General features: G+C 55.4%; 19 protein-coding genes. 6 read left to right on the top strand and 13 right to left on the bottom strand.

Features of this window, described 5'->3' with window-relative positions; genetic code table 11:
- The first annotated feature begins 37 nt into the window (after positions 1-37).
- A complete protein-coding gene (locus ACZ1HN_RS08660) occupies positions 38-1909 on the top strand; it encodes a serine hydrolase (protein WP_472727201.1) in 1872 nt (623 codons plus the stop codon).
- A gap of 105 nt (positions 1910-2014) precedes the next feature.
- Positions 2015-3181, top strand: coding sequence for a helix-turn-helix transcriptional regulator (locus tag ACZ1HN_RS08655; protein ID WP_472727200.1), 1167 nt, complete (start codon positions 2015-2017; stop codon positions 3179-3181).
- 94 nt (positions 3182-3275) lie between these two features.
- Here the strand turns inward: ACZ1HN_RS08655 and ACZ1HN_RS08650 are convergent, their stop codons facing one another.
- From ACZ1HN_RS08650 to ACZ1HN_RS08610, 9 genes are all read right to left on the bottom strand, one after another.
- On the bottom strand, positions 3276-4832 hold the full coding sequence (locus tag ACZ1HN_RS08650) for an alanine/glycine:cation symporter family protein (RefSeq protein ID WP_299204663.1): 1557 nt from the start codon (positions 4830-4832) through the stop codon (positions 3276-3278).
- Positions 4833-4844: 12 nt separating this feature from the next.
- Entirely contained in the window at positions 4845-5276 is a 432-nt protein-coding gene (locus ACZ1HN_RS08645) for a universal stress protein (protein WP_299705876.1), read from the bottom strand.
- A 363-nt stretch (positions 5277-5639) separates the two neighbouring features.
- On the bottom strand, positions 5640-6521 hold the full coding sequence (locus tag ACZ1HN_RS08640; RefSeq protein ID WP_472727199.1) for a DMT family transporter: 882 nt from the start codon (positions 6519-6521) through the stop codon (positions 5640-5642).
- Positions 6518-7312 (bottom strand): ABC transporter permease, encoded by a 795-nt coding sequence (locus tag ACZ1HN_RS08635; protein ID WP_472727198.1) that lies wholly within the window; start codon positions 7310-7312, stop codon positions 6518-6520. The genes ACZ1HN_RS08640 and ACZ1HN_RS08635 overlap by 4 nt, the downstream gene beginning before the upstream one ends.
- Entirely contained in the window at positions 7305-8243 is a 939-nt protein-coding gene (locus ACZ1HN_RS08630) for an ABC transporter permease (protein ID WP_472727197.1), read from the bottom strand. Before ACZ1HN_RS08630 ends, ACZ1HN_RS08635 begins: the two co-directional genes overlap by 8 nt.
- Positions 8240-8965 (bottom strand): ABC transporter ATP-binding protein, encoded by a 726-nt coding sequence (locus ACZ1HN_RS08625; protein WP_472727196.1) that lies wholly within the window; start codon positions 8963-8965, stop codon positions 8240-8242. Before ACZ1HN_RS08625 ends, ACZ1HN_RS08630 begins: the two co-directional genes overlap by 4 nt.
- Positions 8959-9642 carry an ATP-binding cassette domain-containing protein gene (locus tag ACZ1HN_RS08620; protein ID WP_472727195.1) on the bottom strand — a complete coding sequence of 228 codons (684 nt, stop codon included), beginning with the start codon at positions 9640-9642 and terminating at the stop codon, positions 8959-8961. Before ACZ1HN_RS08620 ends, ACZ1HN_RS08625 begins: the two co-directional genes overlap by 7 nt.
- Entirely contained in the window at positions 9639-11162 is a 1524-nt protein-coding gene (locus ACZ1HN_RS08615) for an ABC transporter substrate-binding protein (protein ID WP_472727194.1), read from the bottom strand. Before ACZ1HN_RS08615 ends, ACZ1HN_RS08620 begins: the two co-directional genes overlap by 4 nt.
- A gap of 12 nt (positions 11163-11174) precedes the next feature.
- Positions 11175-11462 carry a DUF6525 family protein gene (locus tag ACZ1HN_RS08610; RefSeq protein ID WP_299204639.1) on the bottom strand — a complete coding sequence of 96 codons (288 nt, stop codon included), beginning with the start codon at positions 11460-11462 and terminating at the stop codon, positions 11175-11177.
- A 108-nt stretch (positions 11463-11570) separates the two neighbouring features.
- Between ACZ1HN_RS08610 and ACZ1HN_RS08605 the strand changes: the two genes are divergently transcribed.
- Positions 11571-11975, top strand: coding sequence for an RrF2 family transcriptional regulator (locus ACZ1HN_RS08605; RefSeq protein ID WP_299604664.1), 405 nt, complete (start codon positions 11571-11573; stop codon positions 11973-11975).
- 161 nt (positions 11976-12136) lie between these two features.
- Here ACZ1HN_RS08605 and ACZ1HN_RS08600 read toward each other — a convergent pair whose 3' ends face one another.
- Together ACZ1HN_RS08600 and ACZ1HN_RS08595 are read right to left on the bottom strand one after the other, a co-directional pair.
- Positions 12137-13342 (bottom strand): acyl-CoA dehydrogenase family protein, encoded by a 1206-nt coding sequence (locus ACZ1HN_RS08600; RefSeq protein WP_472727193.1) that lies wholly within the window; start codon positions 13340-13342, stop codon positions 12137-12139.
- 183 nt (positions 13343-13525) lie between these two features.
- The gene (locus ACZ1HN_RS08595) at positions 13526-14545 is read right to left on the bottom strand and encodes a helix-turn-helix domain-containing protein (protein ID WP_472727192.1); all 1020 of its coding nucleotides are present in this window, start codon (positions 14543-14545) and stop codon (positions 13526-13528) included.
- A gap of 372 nt (positions 14546-14917) precedes the next feature.
- On the opposite strand from ACZ1HN_RS08595, the gene ACZ1HN_RS08590 reads away from it, so the two are divergent.
- Genes ACZ1HN_RS08590 through ACZ1HN_RS08580 form a run of 3 tightly spaced genes read left to right on the top strand, consistent with a single transcriptional unit; the run spans position 14918 to position 18045 of the window.
- Entirely contained in the window at positions 14918-16291 is a 1374-nt protein-coding gene (locus ACZ1HN_RS08590; RefSeq protein ID WP_472727191.1) for an ATP-binding protein, read from the top strand.
- A gap of 38 nt (positions 16292-16329) precedes the next feature.
- Positions 16330-17388: an isopenicillin N synthase family dioxygenase gene (locus ACZ1HN_RS08585; protein WP_472727190.1), complete on the top strand. Its 1059-nt coding sequence runs from the start codon at positions 16330-16332 to the stop codon at positions 17386-17388.
- A 3-nt stretch (positions 17389-17391) separates the two neighbouring features.
- Positions 17392-18045 (top strand): LysE family translocator, encoded by a 654-nt coding sequence (locus tag ACZ1HN_RS08580; protein WP_472727189.1) that lies wholly within the window; start codon positions 17392-17394, stop codon positions 18043-18045.
- A gap of 123 nt (positions 18046-18168) precedes the next feature.
- On the opposite strand, the gene ACZ1HN_RS08575 is transcribed toward ACZ1HN_RS08580, so the two are convergent.
- On the bottom strand, positions 18169-18612 hold the full coding sequence (locus tag ACZ1HN_RS08575; RefSeq protein WP_472727188.1) for a GAF domain-containing protein: 444 nt from the start codon (positions 18610-18612) through the stop codon (positions 18169-18171).
- Positions 18609-20153, bottom strand: a complete 1545-nt coding sequence (locus ACZ1HN_RS08570) for an ABC transporter substrate-binding protein (RefSeq protein ID WP_472729296.1) — start codon at positions 20151-20153, stop codon at positions 18609-18611. The genes ACZ1HN_RS08575 and ACZ1HN_RS08570 overlap by 4 nt, the downstream gene beginning before the upstream one ends.
- Positions 20154-20169 lie beyond the last annotated feature (16 nt).

Raw genomic sequence — 20169 nt, 5'->3', positions numbered from 1 at the left:
GTCCGTTCTGATTTTGACCTCGACAAGGATTGACACCATGTCCCTATTTGACCCTGACGCCCTGAACTCCGGCCCTGCAGAAGCCTTGGAGGAATTTGCAAACAGCAACGAAGCGCCTGCGGTGCTACTTGAAATCGTGCGCGACGGCTTGTCCATTCGTAATGCGACCGGAACGACTGAGCGTTTCGGTGACCAAGCCGCCAGCACTGACAATACATTTGAGGTCGGGTCACAGACCAAAATGATGACATCAGTGATCGTGCAACAACTGGTCGGCGAAGGCGCGATCGATTTCGACGCGCCCCTGGCAGAGCAGATGGACATCACTGGCCTCGAAGACATTCCCAACATTGGTGAAGTCACGGTGCGCGAATTGCTGGCAAATCGGTCCGGTATCCCAGATTTCGACACGATCCCCGGTCAGGGTGAGTTGCCGGCTTTCATCGAACAACTGTTGGCCAATCCAACTCAACCCTTTGGGCCCGACGACATGTTGGCGCTTGTTGCAGAGCAACCGGCTGACTTTGCGCCGGGCGAAGCCTACGCATATTCAAATACAAACTACCTGCTTTTGCAAAAGCTGATCGAACAAAAGACTGGTGATAGTTTTGCAGAAGTGATGTCCGACCGTATTTTCTCGGTTGCTGGCATGGATGACAGCTCAATGAAATCTGAAGGCCAAACAGACGGTATGCTGCGGTCCTATGCGGAGCTTTTCCCTGACAATATCATGGATGTCACAGATGCACCCATAGATTTTGGTGCGGCTGGCGGTGCTGTATCAACCACTTCAGACATGATCCGTTTCATGGACGCGTTGCTGGTCTCTCGTACGCTGCTGCCACCCGATCAACTGGAAGAGATGCTGGACTTCCGTGCACCGGATGGCACCCCAAGTCTGGATGGAGAAAGCCTTGGTCTGTCGTCGGGCATCGCGTATGGGCAACAGTTCATTGGGTTCGCGGGCGGTACCCTGGGGACAAACACAGCGACTTTCCTGCATGTCGAATCCGGTACAATCTTCTCGATTGCAGCGACGCTTTCCGAAGTCGAACCAACCTATCTTTTGCTTCAGGCGTTTTCCGCAATTTACAACGACGATAGCTGGGCCAACTTCGACCCATCGGACGAAAGTTTTACCATCGCCGGTACAGCGGCCGAGATTTCGCTGACGGAGGATGAAGATGCACCGGGCGGACCAGAAACTGTGTTGGAACTGGGTAACGCCAGCCTGACCTTTGAAGGCCGACTGGGTGATCTGGATACGGGTCGCTTCACCTTTTCGGACGGCTCGACCCTGTCGATCGGCACCGATGGTAGGGACTTCATTGACGTTCTTCGCCAAACACCAGATGCAGCGCACAGCGACAACCAACTGATTGGCGGCGCCGGCAATGATCATCTGCGTGGTGGCCATGGCGACGACAAGATCGACGGAGGTGACGGACGCGATTTCATCCGAGGGCGCGATGGTGATGACAGCATTTCCGGTGGCGAGGGAAATGACTTTCTGCGCGGAGATCACGGTGATGACAAAATCGACGGTGGCGGCGGGCGCGATCACGTCCGTGGCGGTCACGGCGACGACACGCTGTCTGGCGGGGATGGCGATGACATGATCCGTGGTGGCGAGGGTGACGACATTCTGAACGGTGGTGACGGACGTGATTTGATGTGGGGCGGCGAAGGAGCAGACACCTTTGTCTTCCAGGACAATTCCGGTCAGGATCGCGTCTTTGGTTTCGACGCAGACGAAGACCGCCTGGATTTCTCGGAGACCGGACTGAGTTTCGAAGACCTGGAGATCGACAGCTATGGATCATACACGCGCGTCAGCTATGGCGACAACGAGGTTGCCATCTTCTCAACCTCTTGCGAGCCCTTGACGGAAGACAGTTTTATCTTCTGAACACACCAAGGAAAAAGCGGGGGCACGCAAGTCATGTGTGCCCCCCTCTTCGTGGATGGCGAACACCTCATGGACCCCACTCAGTTGAATTTTGACATTGAAAGTATGCGGCTCGCTGCAGGGATTGGTTTACTCGTTCTGTCAGCGTTTTGCGGACACCTGCTCTTGCTGCAAGATGGTCATCGGCACGTGCGCGTGCCACTTGCCCTGTTCTTTTGGGCCAATGCGATTGAGTTGCTGGCGCTGCCAGTCAGTATTCTCAGCCTTGGGAGCACCCTGCCCCTTCTCAACCTCGCACTTGAATTGGCGGAAGTGCCGTTGACGATGGCAAAGCCCTTTTTGCTCTGGCTTTATGTGCATCGGCTGACCTGTGATCCGACCCAACACTCTGAACAACCGCGCTGGCGATGGCATGCCATGCCTATCGTGTTCGCCTGCATCGTCTATCTGTATGTTCTGGTCCTGCCCGCCGAACTAAAGGCCAGCCTGTATCCAGACGCGCCCGACCACCTTGTCTGGCAAACCATTGCCTTTGCTGGACTGTATGCTGCGACGGCCTTGTTCTATGTGCTGGTACCGATCTACGCGATATTGATCATGCTGCGGTTGCGGCAATACCGAACCCGCCTGAAGGATTTGTTTGCCAGCACGGAAGGCAGGGAGATGGCCTGGGCCCGGTGGTTGGCGGCTGCAGTCATCGTCTTCTGGTGCTTTAACCTGATCCCGATTGTCGCCTCTTTGGCTGAGTTCTCATTTCCCGGGGCGGCGGTGTTTGACTCACTTGTTGCCATGATCATCGTGCAGTACGCGCTCATATGGAGCATTGCGCTTTGGGGCACGCGGCAGCGGCCGGGCATCACGCCGTCACCCAAACCGGATACGCCTGTGCCCGAGGAAACAGAGCCGCAACGAAAATACGGCAAAAGCGGGCTGAGCGAGATGCGCCTCGATAGGATTGCAAACAAGATCGAAGCGCTGATGTCCGAACAGAAGCTCTATCTCGAACCTGATCTATCGCTGTGGGATCTGGCGGGGCGGATTGGCGTGACCACCCATTATGCGTCTCAGGCCCTGAACGAAAAGATCGGTGAACGTTTCTTTGACTACGTAAACCGTTGGCGAATTCGAGATGCGGCAGAGCGGCTGCGTACCACCGATGCGACCATTCTGGTCATTGCCTATGACGTCGGCTTCAACTCGCGATCCTCTTTCTACACGGCGTTCAAACGCGAGCTTGGGGTGACCCCATCGCAGTATCGCGCGAGTGGATAGGGACAGCCGATGTCCGACAGTCTGACCATTCTGTTTATCTCAAAAAAGGAGGCCGCTCTGAACCGAGCGGCCTCTCAAACACATCTCCGATGGTTTAGTGCGCGAACTTCTTAATCTCGCCTGACTTCAGACGATCACTGTAAGAGTTCAGCTCTGCCCGCACCACTTTCATCAGGAAGTAGAGGCAAAAGATATTGACCACAGCCATCGCAAAGATCGCCGCATCCGAGAAGTCGATGACTGGCCCAAGACTTGCCGCCGCTCCGATGACGATGAAGATGCAGAAGATGATCTTGAACACAAGTTCCGTCGTTTTGCCTTCGCCAAACAGATAGGTCCATGCCTTCAGCCCGTAGTAGGACCACGATATCATCGTCGAGAAGGCAAACAGGATCACTGCAATCGCAAGGACAAACGGGAACCAGCCGATCGCGGATCCGAACGCCGCCGACGTCAACGCCACACCGGAATTGCCGTCTACTGTCGCAATTGCACTGCCCGCTTCATTCAGCATGTAGTTGCCTGTTGCCTGATCAACGATCAGTTGTTGCGAGATGATGATAACCAGGGCCGTCATCGTGCAGATCACAACCGTGTCGATCAACGGCTCAAGCAAGGACACGAACCCCTCGGTAATCGGCTCTTTGGTTTTCACCGCAGAGTGCGCGATCGCTGCAGAACCCACGCCCGCCTCGTTCGAGAAGGCCGCACGTTTGAAGCCCTGGATCAACGCACCGACAAGTCCGCCTGCCACGCCAAGCCCGGTGAACGCGCCGACAAATATCTGGCTGATGGCCCAGCCGATCATGTCATAGTTGACGATCAGAACGATCAGCGCCGCGCCGACATACATGATGCCCATGAACGGCACGACCTTCTCGGTCACTTTCGCGATGGACTTGATCCCACCTACGATCACCGCAAAGACAACGGCTGCAAAGATGACGCCTGTGATCCAGCCCGGATAATCGCCGGTGATCACAGTGATCTGCACATGTGCTTGGTTGGCCTGGAACATGTTCCCGCCGCCAAGGGCCCCAAGGATACAGAACACCGAAAACAGCACGGCGAGGATCTTGCCACCCGGCAGGCCCAGTTCATCAAATCCTTTGGATATGTAGTACATCGGACCACCGGACACGGTGCCATCCGGGTATTCATTGCGGTACTTCACACCCAAGGTGCATTCGGTGAACTTGGACGCCATGCCCAAGAGACCTGCAAGGATCATCCAGAATGTTGCCCCTGGCCCGCCGATCCCGACCGCCACGGCAACACCCGCGATGTTGCCAAGGCCAACTGTCCCTGAAAGTGCAGTTGCAAGCGCCTGAAAGTGGCTGACTTCGCCCGCGTCATCCGGGTCGGAATAATCGCCTTTGACCAAGCCGATAGCGTGTCCGAAAAACCGGAATTGGACGGCAGCAAAGTAGATCGTGAAAACCGTTGCACCAATGACCAGCCACATCACGATCCATGGAAAGGACGTGCCGGGGATCGGGGCAAAGATGAAATTCACGAAGGGGCCTGTGAAATTGGCGAAGGCTTCGTTCACACGCGCATCCAGCGACGGTGCCGCATCCTGCGCCTGCGCAGGTATGGTGACAGCAACAAGTGCCGACAGCGCGAGGAGTATCGAATAAATCTTTTTCATTTTCTGCAATCCTTATGCGACGACAGTGACAGGAACGCGGGCGTTCATGACAAGATTTGCGGTCGAGCTGCCGAAGAGGCGGGACGTCAATCCACCGGCACTGCTGCGGGCGACGATGATCTGGCTCGCACCCTCTTTGTGGGCAATGTCGTCTATGGTGTCAGCCACATCCCCGTGCCGTACAATTGCCCGTGCCGACAATCCGGCCTCAGTCAACGACGCCACCGCGGGATTAACGACCCTTTCTGTTGCAACGGCAATCTCTTCCTCGCGCCGTTTGTGCCGTTCTGCGTTTTCCTCTGCGGTCTGGAAAGAAAACGGCGACCATTCGATCACGTAGACAATGATCAACTCGCAAGCAGTCGTTTTGGCTGCCAAATCCTTGGCAAAGTCGAGGGCTTTGTCCCCCGAGCTTTGCCCGTCTAGGCCGATAACTAACTTCATGAGGCTGTCCCTATTTTGTAAGTTCTTATGATCTATTCACGAGAGTGGCGTGGCACCTCCGTATGCCTGCATTATTCTGCTGCTCTGACGGTAGGCTATGGGATAGATGCCAACCGGTCCACCACATTGACGGGAATCTTGATTGGGTCACACTTCCGGACTGCACAATTGCTCGAATGGCGGGCGCACGAACACCCGTCTGCAGACCTCGCAGAGTTCCGACCTTACACGGCGCGTATCAACTGATCTTGCACCCCAACCCTGGAAGCGAGGATGCCGCGTAGGGAATAGAAAAGCACCCTGCAACAGTGTGCTGGCCCTGAGGCAGTTCCTCATCTTGGGTATCGACACTGAGGCATTTCATTAGTTCTTTTTCTTCTCGGCTGCTGCGAACAAAGCGCCCGCCAAAAACAAAGGAACCGCGAAAATGAATGCCGTCGACAGCTGTAGTCCGAAAATGAACAGGTCCGCCAAAAACGGCCATAGAAGCGCCACGTATTCGAATGGCGCCAGACGCGAGGCCTCGGCGTAACGAAACGCAAGTGTCATCGCTATATGGGCAAATCCACCGAACACACCTGCAGCGATCAACAGGAGCAGTGTCTGAATGTCTGGGATGACCCAGCCCCAAGGCAGCGTAAACAACGCACCGATCATGGAGGCCAAGACAAAATAGAGTGCTATGGCGCCCGGGCTTTCAGTTTTGTTGAGGCTGCGCACCATGATAAGTGCCAGAGCTGACAAGACCGCAGACACCAGGCCAATTGCGTATCCGAGCAACCTTGCACTGCTATTGGATCCGCCATCCAATTCCGGCCAGACCAGTACAACGACGCCGGAAAACCCCAGAACCAGCCCGCCTAGCCGCCATTGGGTTATCCTTTCCGAGAGCAGGAATACTGCAGCCACAGAAACCAGTACCGGGGTCAACTGCGCAATCAGGATGGCCTCGGCCAAGTTCAGACGATCAATCGCGGCAAAGGATGTAAAAAGTGCCAGTGCGCCGAAACCGGACCGGATGAAATGAGCGCCGGGTCGTCTTGTTACCAAGCCACCGGGAAACTCATTCCTGATCCAAAGAAACATCACCAAAGGTACAAGCGCAAAGAAGGAGCGGAAAAAGACGATCTCGCCCAATGGAACCTTGTCGCTGACGGCCTTTACACTGACGAACATTCCCGCACCCAGAAGGCCAGACAGCAGGCGCAATGTGATACCGAAAGTTGGGCGATCCGTGCCGCTCATTGCTCGGCGTCTTTTTCCGTCAAAGCATCCCGGAGCGCGTCCCCGGCAAGGTTGATGGCAAGAACACTGGTTACCACAGCCAAACCGGGCCAGATCATTTGCAGCGGCGTCGACCGCATGTGGATACGGGCATCCAAAAGCATCGTTCCCCATTCCGGCATCGGTGGTTGGACACCGAAACCAAGGAACCCAAGCGCGGAGATGCCCAGAATGGCGCGAGCAAACATCCCGGTCCACACTACTGTGAGCGAGGGTAAGAGAGACGGTAAATAGTGCCAGCGTGCGATCGCCCAAGGAGGCACTCCAGCGAGTTTCGCTTGAATCACATAGCCTCGGGTTTTGAGCGAAAGCCCAACGCCTCTGGCAACCCGTGCGTATCTCATCCATCCAGTCGCGCTAAGGGCGAAGATCAAGCTCCATGTGCCAGCGCCCATTAGCCCGGCAATCACGACGGCCGCCACCAGATCGGGAAAGGCAAGGAATGTATCGGTTGTTCGCATAACGGCCCAATCTGCCAACTTGCCGCCCAGCGTGGCGGCCAGGCCGATTGCCGTGCCGACACAAAGGCCAATGACCGAAATCAGGAACGCCAGCCCCAGGGACCACCGCGCTCCATGAAGCAGGCGGGACAGGATATCGCGACCAAGAGCATCGGTTCCAAGCAAAAACTCCATGCTGGGTGGACTGAGACGGTTGCGGATGTCGATCATTGTCGGCTCATACGGAGCAAAGACGGGTCCAAACACGACGAGTAGTGCAATGATCCCTGCAAGCGCGACAACGCTACGCATCTTGCTCTCCAATGCGCGGGTCAAGTGCGCGGTAGATGACATCAATGACCAGATTGACGGTGACAAATAGCAGTGCTGTCAGGATGACCACGGCCTGCACTTGTGGAAAGTCACGTGCTTCGATGGCCGTCACCAGAAAGGTTCCCAGACCTGGACGGCCGAAGATGATTTCGACCATGACCGCCCCTTCGAGGAGGAAGGCCATTTCTAAGCCCAATACAGTAAGTACCGGGATCGCAGCATGGGGGACCACGTGATCTCTGCCAATCGCCTTCGATGAAACGCCCCGGCGTTTGATGGCTGGCAAAAATGGCTGGGCGCGTGCCTCAAGGATGCCTGAACGGATAATGCGGGTTAGCGATGCAGCAACGCCAAGACCGAGAGTAAGGGCTGGTAACACGACATGGGCCGGTGTGCGCGCGCCCATGGCAGGCAGCCAGGCGAGATGGACAGCAAAGATTAGGATAAGCAAAAGTCCAAGCCAGTAGGCCGGAACGGCGGCCCCAAGAGATGCGATGGCAACCGCCAACCGATCGAGCCAGCCGCCCGGCCGTTTGGTGGCAACAAATGCCAATGGTATTGAGACAGCGAGGCCGATGGCAAGACCAGCCAATGCGAGCGGAACAGTATAGGAAATTGCCGTCAACAGGTCTGGCAATACCTCCCGGCCTGTGACCGACGAGTTTCCAAAATCGAATACAAGCAGAGGGCGGACCCAAGACTGGAATGCAGACCAAAAACCAACATCGAGCCCGACCTCTTCCCGGACTAGGGCGATCACTTCGTCGGTTACAAGAGCATCAAATCGCGCCATGGCGATTGACTGAGCGGGATCGCCAGGGGCATGCCACAACAACGCAAAAGTTGCCAGTGCCGTGCCCGCGAGAACGATCAATGCACGCAGAACGAGGTCAACAATACTTGCGATCATACCGGCGTCTCCAATGCTCCAAGCGCCACGGCTGCATCTCGTAAGGTTCGGCTATATTCAGATTTCGGTGACGCCATGAATACTTGCGGCGTCGAGATTTCGTCGATCCGACCAGATTTTAAAACGGCGATTTCATCGGCATGGGCAACGGCATATCCCAAATCATGTGTCACGATCAAAGCGGCGAAACCTTCTTCGTCCTGCAAGTCCGCAATCAGCTTCGCCGTGTGCTTTTGCGTTACCGCATCCAGAGCCGACAACGGTTCGTCGAAGAGAACGAATGGCGGTGCGGCGATCAACGCCCTAAGGATGCCAACACGCTGCGCCTGTCCGATTGAAACCGCGCTGGGGCGTCTGTCCAAAAGGCCGGGGTGTAATTCGAGACCGCGGCATAGACGTTCCAAGCGGTCGTCTTGCACCTTGAGCTTACCAGAAGTGACCGGCTCCAAAACGGAATGGCGCAAGGATAAGGCTGGATTGAAAGAAGAGCGGGGTTCTTGCATGACCAGCGCAGGTTTGCAGGATCGGACAGGTGCGCCAGCCCATGTGATCGAACCAAGCGAAGGTTTTAAAAGGCCAAGGATCGTTGCAATCAGCGTCGATTTTCCCGCACCACTTTCGCCGACAACAGCCAGAGTTTTTCCAGGGTCCAGCGAAAGTGAGATGCCCTTGAGCGCGACAGAAGCACCGCGTTTGACCGAGACGTGATCGACCTTCAACATGGCAGGGCAAACCAGTTTCGATGAGCCGCGAGCACTTTAGAGGGTTCCGATTGGGGGCGTTCAAGAATGTCTTTTGTAAACGCGCGCTCCACGATCTGCCCTTCGTGCATCACCATCAATTGTGAAACGCGTCGCGCAACCAATCCGAGGTCATGAGTGATAAGCATCATTGCAGTTTTGCTGCCCCGAAGATGTCGATCAAGCAAGCCCATGGTCGCAGCCGCGATCACAGGGTCCAGTGCCGATGTTGGTTCATCAAGAACGATGAGATCAGGTACCCCCATAAGTGCCATTGCAATGACGAACCTTTGCTGCATGCCTCGGCTCCACGCCCAAGGCCGCTTGCGCAGATCGCCGCCTTCGATTTTCAGCGATGAAAAGAGGGCCTTCTGATCGGCGGCACCCGGCTGTAAACCCAAAGCCTGTTCTGCCTCACGCCAATGGAATGCCATGCTACGCAGCGGGTCCAGCGCCTCGTCCGGGCTTTGGGGAACATGCGCCACGGTATGGCTTTGGGCCCTCAACGCATCAACCAATGCGTGCCCTAGCGTCGACTTACCCGATCCCGACGCTCCGACCAGTCCGATCCTGTCACCGGGTGAAATTGCAAGTGAGGTTGAACAAAGAATGGTCTGACCTGAGCGCATCGCACTCAGGCCGGAAACGGAAAGCGTCATTCAACAAACTTCGTTTCATACGTGATCCAGTAGGTCTCGGTTGGATGCACGGCATAGCCAGTGAGGCCGGGTTTGGCGACATTGACTTGGTTGACATGGAAGACAGGAATGATGGCGGTATCTGCTGCGATGATATGCTGCGCTTCGTCATAGATCGCTTCTCGCTCTTCATGGTCAAACGTCAGGCGGCCCTTTTCGAGCAACTTGTCCAAGGCGGCGTTCGCATAGTTCCCGGAGTTCGAAGCGCCGTCGGATTTCAACAGTGTTTCAAGAACCGCACCTGGATCGCCTTGTGGCGTAGTCACCCAGGCTTGCAGGAAAAGATCAGCTGAGCCGTCCGCGATAGCGTCGCTGCTCGCCCCCCATTCGCCGATTTTGACATTCGCTATGATCCCGATGGCCGAAAGAAATGCCTGTGTCAGTTCGGCCGTCGGTGACAGGGCCGCGCGCGAAGAATAGGTCACGATGTCAATCTCAAGCGGCTCACCATCCAGCATCCAGCGCCCGCCTTCTTTGACGGCACCAGCTTCTGACAACAGTTCTTCAGCCTTTGCCGGATCGTACACTGCCTGAACATCCGCAGCCCAGCCCTTCCCGTCAGGATACACAGTCCCGGCAGCAGAGCCACCAACCCCAGAGAGAACAGCATCGACGATGCCCTGACGGTCAATTGCCAAAGATACAGCGCGGCGCACCGGCGGGTTGGCCATCGGCCCGCTGGCAGCATTCACTGTGTAGAAATAGAGGCGGGCCGTTGGCTCAGAAAAGCCAAGTGCACCAGTGCTCTTGATCCGCTCAAAATCACTCTCCGGGTAATTGATAACCATATCGACCTCGCCCGCCTCGAAGGCCAGTGCCGCCGTGGCCGGATCGCCAGACACAACCGCACGAACCTCTTCCAAGCCGGGAGGGCCAAGCCGATAGTTCGGGTTCGCTTCAACACGATAAAACTGGTTCGGTACAGCCTCTGCAAAAGAATACGGGCCAGTCGCATTGATCGGAAACGCATCCGACCGCGGGCCTAGAATCGCGATGCCGGGTTCAGACAGCGTCCAAGGGAAGGCCGCGTTCGGGCTGTTGGTCTCGAACACCACGACGCTATCGCCGTCGGCTGACATTCCCGCCAGATCCAGCAGGTTCATCACCCGAGCGTTGTGCCCCGGGTGGTTCTGATCCGAAATCGGCGCAATCGCATCAATCACGGCCTGTGCCGTCAGCGGCGTACCATCGTGGAACTGTACTCCGTCCCGCAACGTAACACGCCATTTTGTCGGTGAAGACTGTTCAATGCTTTCAGCCAGACGCGGATAAAGCTTCAGATCATAATCGATCCCCATCAGCGTCTCGGTGACGCCGGTCTGGTTGGATAGCCATCCATTGTAACCAGCCCGGGGGTCTGGCACCTCAGCGCTCGGACCCGAGCCGGTCGATATGTTGAGACTGCCCTCTTGGGCAAATGTCGGCAACGCGTGGCTCAGCGTCACGATTGCAGCAAAGACAAGTCTGGTGACGATAGACATCGGGAAGCTCCTTTAGGCTTGAGAATTGGTAATGGCGTGTTGAGCGGCATATTTGTCGCGCGTCAGCATGCGAGCCTCGACCTGCGAGAGTGAATACAGCGTCTCTTCAACACTGTGCCCTCTTGCATGAGCTTTGTTCCAGATGCGACGCGCTGATGTGGGGGACCATGGAAGAACTGCCTGTGAAAGCCACTGCCGAAGGGGTGCCGGCAGAGAGTCATATGTTCGCATCGGATCGCTGAGACGACGCTTGCCACGAAGGCTTGTTTGTCCGAGATTGCGAGTGAGTTGCGCAGACATCTTGAATGGTCAAAGCTTGAAAAAAAGGGTATTCATGCAACTAGCGGAGCTACATAAGGCACGCAACACCGTTTGTTACGTGAGCGTCAAAATAAGCGGAACTACGCTTTGAAGCGAAACAGTCGCCTGTCACTTGCCCTGCACACGCTAAGCCATATGGCGGGCGATCCGAGCCGCATGCGTACATCCGCAGATATCGCCGAACACGCTGGTACCAATCCCGTGGTCGTACGCCGTGTCCTGGGCCGACTTCGAAAAGCCGGGCTATTGACCTCGGAAAAGGGGCATTCAGGTGGCTGGCGTTTGGCACAGGCACCGGAAGACATTACACTTGCCGATGTCTACCTTGCACTCGATGAGCGTTTGGTCACCGGTGGTGACAGTGATGAAGCGCCTGCATGTTCTGTAGAAAAAGCTTTGCATAAACGGGTCACTGGCGTTCTGGAAGATGTCGAACAAAGGCTGATCCAAAGACTGAGTGAAACCTCAATCTCCGAAGTTCGCGGCAACTGATCGCAACATCGCCACCCCGAGGACATCCTTGCTGGTGGAATTTTTGCCTCGTTCGTGGGTGCGCAGCGTGCACAATTTTGGTCTTCAATGCAGCAAACCGGCTGCATTTGTGCGACCGGTTTGCCGGGCATCATGTCGTCGTAGTGCGTCCTCTTCGTTTTCTATTGCGCCGCAATCTCATCACCTTTTTCGCGCTCCTCGCCAAACCCTATTGGAACCGGGAGGTCCGGCAGCGCCGCCGCCCTTTTTTGCAACGCGCGCCCGATCACAACGCGACTGATTTCTGTGGTTCCGTCTACAATCCGAAGCATTTGAGCAAGGCGGGACAGACGATCCAGACCGTAAGGCTGCAAAAGCCCCATACCGCCCAGAACTTGAGTGCAGGTGTTTGCAGCATTTACCGCAGCATCCGGCACAAATCGTTTTGCATGGGCAGCCATCAAAGGACCTTCCGGCGCTCCAAGCGTTTCGGCCGCCTTGCGATAGAGCAGCCTTGACGCTTCAAGATCAGTCGCAACTTCTCCCAGCATCCATTGAATGCCGTCGAGATCCAGGTTCTTGCCACCAAACATCTTGCGGTTCTTGGAATATGACAGCGCGGTATCAAGGGCTGACTGCATCAGCCCACAACATCCAGATGCGATAGAGACTCGTGCGATGTCGATCGCCATAAGTGAACCCTGCAGGCCCTGGCCAATGGGCAGGATAATGTTGTCTTCGCTGACGACCACCTTGTCGAAATACATCTCGGACATGGGCAGGAAATTATAGGACGGGGTATCATAGAGCGGGCCGAAGCTGATCCCCGGCACGTCAGCGGGAATGGCGATCATTGCCATATCTTTGTGCCCCGGTGCATCGCTTGTCTTGACGACCGTGAAGTAGATATCGGCTTCTGTCGCAAGGCTGACCCACGCTTTAGATCCACTGATCGTCCATGTCCCATCGTCGTTTATTGTGGCCCGGGTGTACATTTGCATCGGGTCTGAACCGGACTGTGGTTCGGTGAGCGCGAAGTTCGCCAACTTGTGACCGGACGTCAGATCGCGGGCCCAGTGCTGTTTGAAGGCGTCAGTGCCGTAGCTGCATCCCGCAAATGTACAAATATTGTGCATGGATAGGGCAAAAGCATATGCCCCATCACCAAGGCCCAACTGCTCGTAAACCTGGATACCTTCGGACAAGGGCAACCCCTGCCCGCCAAACTCTTCAGGTGCATAAAGGCCGGTCAGACCAGCAGCCCCGGCCTTGTCCGATGCATCACGGGGCCACATCTTGGCGGCATTCCATGCATCCACATTCGGCAAGATCACCTGCTCGGCGTGGTCACGAGCAGCATTTAGGATGGCAGCGAGTTTATCAGTCACTGGTGTCTTCCTTTCAGAAACCGGCATGTCAGAACATGCCACATCACTCTGCATTGCCTTGAGGCAACAAAAGCCGACGCTGGCTAGTTTGCGTGTGAATTACCCTTAAAATAAGGATGTCCAGCAACGATTAACCATCTCTTGGGGTGACAAGATATTGTCCAAAAGTGACAAAGTGAGTTCTTAGTTTGGCGCGCTGCGATAGTGGCTAGGCGTACTTCCTGTCCACCGCTGAAAGGCCCGATGGAAATTGGCCGCCGACGAAAAGCCGACATCCTGAGCAATCTCCTCAATGCTTTTAAGACCCGCACGCAAACTGCGAATGGCAATGTCGCGGCGCAGTCCATCCTTGATCGCCTGAAAGGAGGTACCGTCGTCCTTCAACCTTCGAATAAGCGTCCGTGGCGTAATATTCATTGCATCCGCCGCACCGGCCAGATTGGCACTCTCCCACCCTGTCTGACTGAGGTATGTGCGCACGCGTAAGGATTGCGTATGCTCCCGCGACCTAGTGAATATCCAGTCCCTCGGTGCATTCTGCAAAAATTCATCGAGGTCTGCTCTGCTGCGCACTTGTACGCGGCTGATCTTGTTCACCCGCAAAGTCAGCGACGTTTCTTTCCGACCGAATGACACAGGGGCAGGGAAAATGATCGCATAGTCCTGATCGAAGTTGGGTCGCGCGAAAGCAAACCCTACATGTTTTACGGGCACTTCATGCCCAGCCATCCAGGATATCAGCCCATGTGCCAATTTCAGGATTAGCATATGACCGAACCGTTGTATTTGAGCGCCGCCCTGGGGATGCAACGTCAGCGTTAGAAGGTCATCTGTTTCGGTCAGATCGAGTTGGTAGTCGTCCAGCAGCAGATTCCAGAACGTTGAAAACCGGTACAGTACTGACGACAGCGACGTCGCTTCGCGTACGGATGTCAAAAGGTGTTGAAGCGCCCGCGGACGGACCGGGCGGCTCCACAGCCCCATCATCTCATCCCCCGTCTCAACGGCAGCCCTTTGGTAAAGGCCAACAATCTGATCCAGAGTAACCCTATCGTTTGATTGACCCTGACCCATTGAGAGATGGGACCGTTCCAGTAGCGACGCCAGTTGTTCATCGGTGCAAAGCGCGCGCAGTGCGACAAGCCAGTCGCTGATAAACGGATAGGATACGGTCGAGAGGGTTGTTAGAGAGGCGGCTGTCATACTCGCACGCTAGCTAGGTTCGGGTTATATGACCAATAGATGACGACTGGTGCGACTAAGATTGCAGATGGGAAAATCTTGACCGCGGTTGAACAACCGTACTGACAATCATGAGCCAGTTTGATTTCGTTACCACAAGCATTTCTTAAATCACGTGACTTTGGGAACGAAACGATTTTGATCTGCCAGGCCAGACCAACTCCATTAATTAGGCAAATTCAATGGGCTATAAATTGATCCGATTGGGTCGGTCATTGCCGGTGTCAAAACAATTGGGAAAGAAGTTTTTCCGAAAAACACACCAAAAAGACTATACCTAAGGCGAAACACAACTTAAAGTAGTTTGGCTAGCCTGTTCAGGGAATTGAAGTCATGCTCCAGCCTGTGCCAATGAGCCTCAGCCAGAGAAACCGAGCCAGCGAAGCACAAACGCTTCGCACACTTAACACTTTTGCGGTCGACCTGATGTCGATCCCAAGTGTCGAAGATCTGTTCTGGTATGTCGCCCAAAATGTGGTTGGCAAGCTGGGGTTTATCGACTGTGTCATCTACCAGGCCAATGAAGCGCAAACAGAACTGACACAGGCCGCGGCATGGGGTGAGAAAAATCCCTTTGGGCGGAACATCATCAACCCACTGGTTATCCCCTTCGGGCGTGGCATCACCGGGCAGGTTGCACAAAGCGCCAAGCCGATCATCGTGGATGATCTTTTTGGGGACGAAAATTACATCGCCGACACGCAACCCGCACGCTCGGAGATTTGCGTGCCACTGACCTCGGCTGGCCGTGTGGTCGGCGTCATCGACAGCGAACACCCGGACGTTGCCGTATTCGGCGAACCGGAACTGGAAATACTAAGCACGGTTGCTGCGATGACAAGCGCAAAGCTGGAGTTGCTTGCGGAGGCCCAGAGGTCCCACGAGCGATACGAAGACCTCGTCGCTGCACACTCTCAACTCACTTTGGAAACGCGCAGCAGAAAAGCTTTGGAAGCCAAGCTGTTCGAGGCGCGTAAGCTGGAAGCGATCGGGTGGTTGACCGGCCGGTTCGCACATGAATTCAACAATCTGTTGACCGTAGTTTCGGGAAACATCGAACTGCTGGAACTGGACGGATTGGGTGTCGAGAAGAAAGAAACACTTCAGAGCATTAAGACTGCATCAGGGCGGGGCGCCAAGCTGATCCAAGACATGCTAGCCTTCGCGCAAAGGACACGTTTGGCGCCTGAGGTTCTAGATCTGAACACACTTGTGTCGACCTTCTGCGAGAACTTTGAACAGTCGCTGGCACAACATGTCATGCAGAGCCTGGCTGGTGACCTTTGGTCGGTATCAGTCGATCCCATGGCAATGGAGAACATGCTTCTCAATCTTGTACTGAACGGTATTGACGCGATGCCGAACGGCGGCACGCTCAAGATCACAACCGAAAACATCTTCCATACTCTGCCAGAAGGACGACACTTCCCTTCCGAGCTCCAGCCAGGACGCTATGTGAGGTTAAGTGTTTCAGATCAAGGAGCAGGCATTTCCGAGGATCGTTTGCCACAAGTCTTTGATCCGTTTTTTACCACGAAAGCCGTTGGCGAAGGCACCGGGTTGGGGCTTTCTATGGTGCTCGGGGTCATGCGCCAATCGGGTGGCACCGTAGCGGTGCACAGCCGTGTCGACGAAGGTTCGACCTTCGAACTCTACTTCCCAGCCGGTTCGTCTGGCGGCAATAACGTGCCATTCATCAATAGCTGATAAGGGTTTTGCACTTGGGTGCTTCGACTGCAGAACAGATGAAAGACATTCCGGGCGCGTTCGACAGCCTACCTCTCATCGACATCGGGGCACTAGCTTCCGCAAACGCAACGATACAAGGAAAAATCGCCGATGAAATCGGCCTTGCGGCGCGCGAGATCGGCTTTTTCAGGATCATGGGTCACGGAATTGACCTCGCACTTGTCGAGCGAGCCTATCAAATGGCCGAGCAATTCTTTGCTCTGCCGGACCCCATAAAGCGACGTTACTACATTGGACTAAGCACAAACCACCGTGGCTACGTGCCATTCACAGAAAAGGGCGACTATCCGGACGAGATGAACCGAAGTTACGAAGCTTTCGATCTCGGCTTGGACTTGCCACCTGACGATCCCGACTTTCTGGCCGGTAACCGCCTGCTGGGGCCAAATGTCTGGCCCTGCATCTCAGGATTCCAGAACACAATATCAGAGTACTACAGGCAGATTTCTGCTCTCGGTCGGTTGATTTGCTCAACGCTCGAGCTGCATCTGGGACTGGTCCCCGGAACAATGACAGATCGCATGACCAAGCCTATATCCCAGCTTCGGTTATTGCATTATGTGCGCCAGAACAATGAGATCGACGTCAAGTCGGTCAACATGGGTGCGCACACAGACTATGAATGCCTGACACTTCTGCACACCCGAAACGCGGGGCTTCAGGTTATGAACACTGATGATCGTTGGATCGATGTGCCGGTGGATCCACGTGTCTTCGTGGTGAACATCGGAGACATGCTCGAAGCGTGGACCAATGGCCTGTTGCGTTCAACACCGCACCGGGTTCTGAACCTCAGTCCCGAGCGGTTCTCGATGCCATATTTTGTTGCGGCAAACTACGACACCATGATCAGTCCTTTTCCTGAACTCATAGGTCGGGGTGAACAATCCAGATATGAACCTTTCAAAGCCGGGGTTCATCTGGAACGAATGCTGGTGCGGGACTTTCCGTACTTGAGAAACCAAACCCAATGCGAAACAACTGCCGGTAAATCAGACCAGGCGACATCGATCAAGAATCCATTCGAAACCCGAATGAACCGGAGTGCGCGTTAAATCATGCCAAGTGTGGATGCGATGATCGCCGTGGCGCTGGCCGGTCTGGCACTCAGCGCGACACCCGGCCCTTCGATGCTCTACGTGCTGTCGCGAACCGTTGGTCAGAGCCGTATGGCTGGCCTCGCCTCAGCCCTTGGATTGTGCCTGGGGGGTATCGTTCTTGCGGTTGCAACAGCATTGGGGTTGGCCACGGTTTTCCAGACATCCGACTGGCTGGTGACTGCCTTGCGCTATGTCGGATCAATCTACCTGGTCTGGCTTGGCGTTGACATGATCCGTGGGGCCAAGGTCGAGGCCCAGGTGACCTTCGACGTTAAGAAGGTGCGACAGAAACCGCTTCCCGCGATCATTTGGCAGGGCGTGATCGTGGAAGTTCTAAATCCGAAAACCGTTCTTTTCTTTGCGCTCTTTCTGCCACCCTTCATCAACACCGGCCACATTCAATCGGCCGACGTCAGTGTTCAGGTCCAGCTCTTGGTGCTGGGCATATTGGTGCCGTTGACGGCGATCCCGTCCGACCTGGTCGTGGCCTACATGGGAGGCACAATGACGAAAATCATCAACCGAGAAAGGGCGATGCGTGAACGAATGGCCTGGATCGGAGGATTCATACTGATTGGAATCGCGCTGAACCTGCATTTGCAAATCCTTTGACGACCTTGTCGATAGAGAAGATGTGCCATTGATTGCTTAGCATGATCGCGTCACCTGTTTCCCAAGCCTTGTGTCTGTTTGGCTCCATGACAGCCAAACAGACACACAGTACCCCGGCATCCTTCAACTGACAAAACGTTGCAGAGCAGCGACCAGTTCTTCACGTCGATTCAGAATTGCTGACTTACAGCGCTCCACCTTATCTGGCGAAAAATAGTGTTCCTGGTCTAGGACATTGACGGTCCCAACAACCCGATCATCGACGACCGGAATGTTAAGAGCTGACTGACAACCAAGGCTTTCGATCAACGCGTGGTCTGCAAAATAGATGGCAAATTCCGCAACCGTGTTTGCCACAAATGTCTCACCTCGTTCGATAACCATCTCGGTCCACGCGCCTTGCGACATCGGTTTGGTGCCCGAGACCGGGTAGGTCTCGGGGTGCGAGGTGTAAACGCGCTGCGCGAGTCCAGCCTTGTGGTCAAGGACTGTCACGGTGAACAAGCGCCCTCCGACTTCCTTATGCAAATCGGCAAAGAACGCATCGGGTGAAGGCGTGTCACTCATTCCTTTTCGACAAGACGATAGAAGACGTAGTCAGAGGTTGCGCCGTTCACGAACCCCTTAACGTTATCGCGCATCGCAACCTGCTTGATCGCCTGGAACATGATGACGAATGGTGCCTCGGCCTGAGTTTCCTTCTGCAACTCCAGATACATCTCCAGCCGTTTGTTGGCGTCCTGTTCGGCAAGAGCAGCCATGGTTTTCTCGTTCATCTCAGCTGGCGGCATCCACGCGTTGCGCCAGGTCGTCGTCGAAGCATATTTGTCGTCCGAATTGTCAGCATTGAACGCAAACGCCTTGGCGTTCGAATGCGGATCCATGAAGTCCGGGCCCCAGTAAAGCAACATCGCCTCATGGGTCCGCGCGCGGTACTTGGTAATCACCTGCGCGCCAGTTCCCGCAACAATCTCAAGGTTGATACCCCCTTCGGCAAAGGAGGCCTGCAATGCCTGCGCCATTTCGACAAAGGTCGGGGCCGAGATGACATCCATCGTCACATTGATTGGTGTTTCCACACCGGCATCTGTGAGGATCTGCTTGGCCTTCTCCGGGTCATAGCTGAACGGTGTGTCAGTCAGCGCGCCGGGAAAGCCGTCAGGCCAGAATGCCTGATGGACCTTCATCTGCCCTTCAAGCATGCCATCGGCCATGCCCTGATAGTCGACGAGATAACGTGCCGCTTCCCACACTGCGGGGTCGGTGAGGTTTTCGGTTTTCTGGTTGAACGACACCCAGTGCACGGCCGCCTGCGGGTATGTTTCGACCCGCACGCTGTCGGCCCCGTCAAGACCCGCGATCTGCCCAGGGTCGAGGTTCTTTGCCATGTCGATATCGCCCGCCTCAAGCTGCAAGCGTTGTGTGGCGCCTTCAGGATTGTGCTGAATGACGACGCGGTCCATCGCCGGACCGCCCTGATAGTAATCCGGATTGGCATCGAGCGAGAGAATGTCAGCAGGCCGGTACGTGCCAAGGCTGAAAGGTCCGGTGCCAGCGGAGTTCTTGTTCATCCACGCATGGCCCATGTCACCATCTACCTCGTTGGACATGACAGTTTCCATATCCACAATAGACGCGGGCCGTGCAGCCAGCACGTTCAGCACAAAGGATGGTGCGAAATCACCTTCGTAGCGCACGGTAACGGTATCTCCGCTTGTCGCAACCATCTGTTCGATGTTGTCAGCTGTCCAGCCAAGCTGCGTCAGGATAAAGGCCGGGGCTTTGTCCAGTGTCACAACACGTTTCCACGACCCAACAACGTCTTCCCCGCGCAGTGGATTGCCGGAGTGGAACGTCACACCGTCGCGCAGCGTGAACGTAACGGTCTTGTTCTCTGCATCGATTTGCCAGTCTGTTGCCAGAGCCGGGGCAAGAACAGTGGTATCTGCCGCATCATATCGGACCAGTGTATCATATGTATTGGCCACATATTCGCCCGAGCTGAATTCATACGCGGACGCAGGATCGATGGTCACAATGTCATCGATGTTCTGCGCAACGACGAGAATGTTGTCGGGCGTTTCAGCGTAGAGCGGCATAACAGCCATCAAGCTGGCGGTGACA

This window comes from Tateyamaria sp. GN1-10, from assembly GCF_055693845.1.
This window is presented reverse-complemented; position numbering and strand designations above follow the sequence as displayed.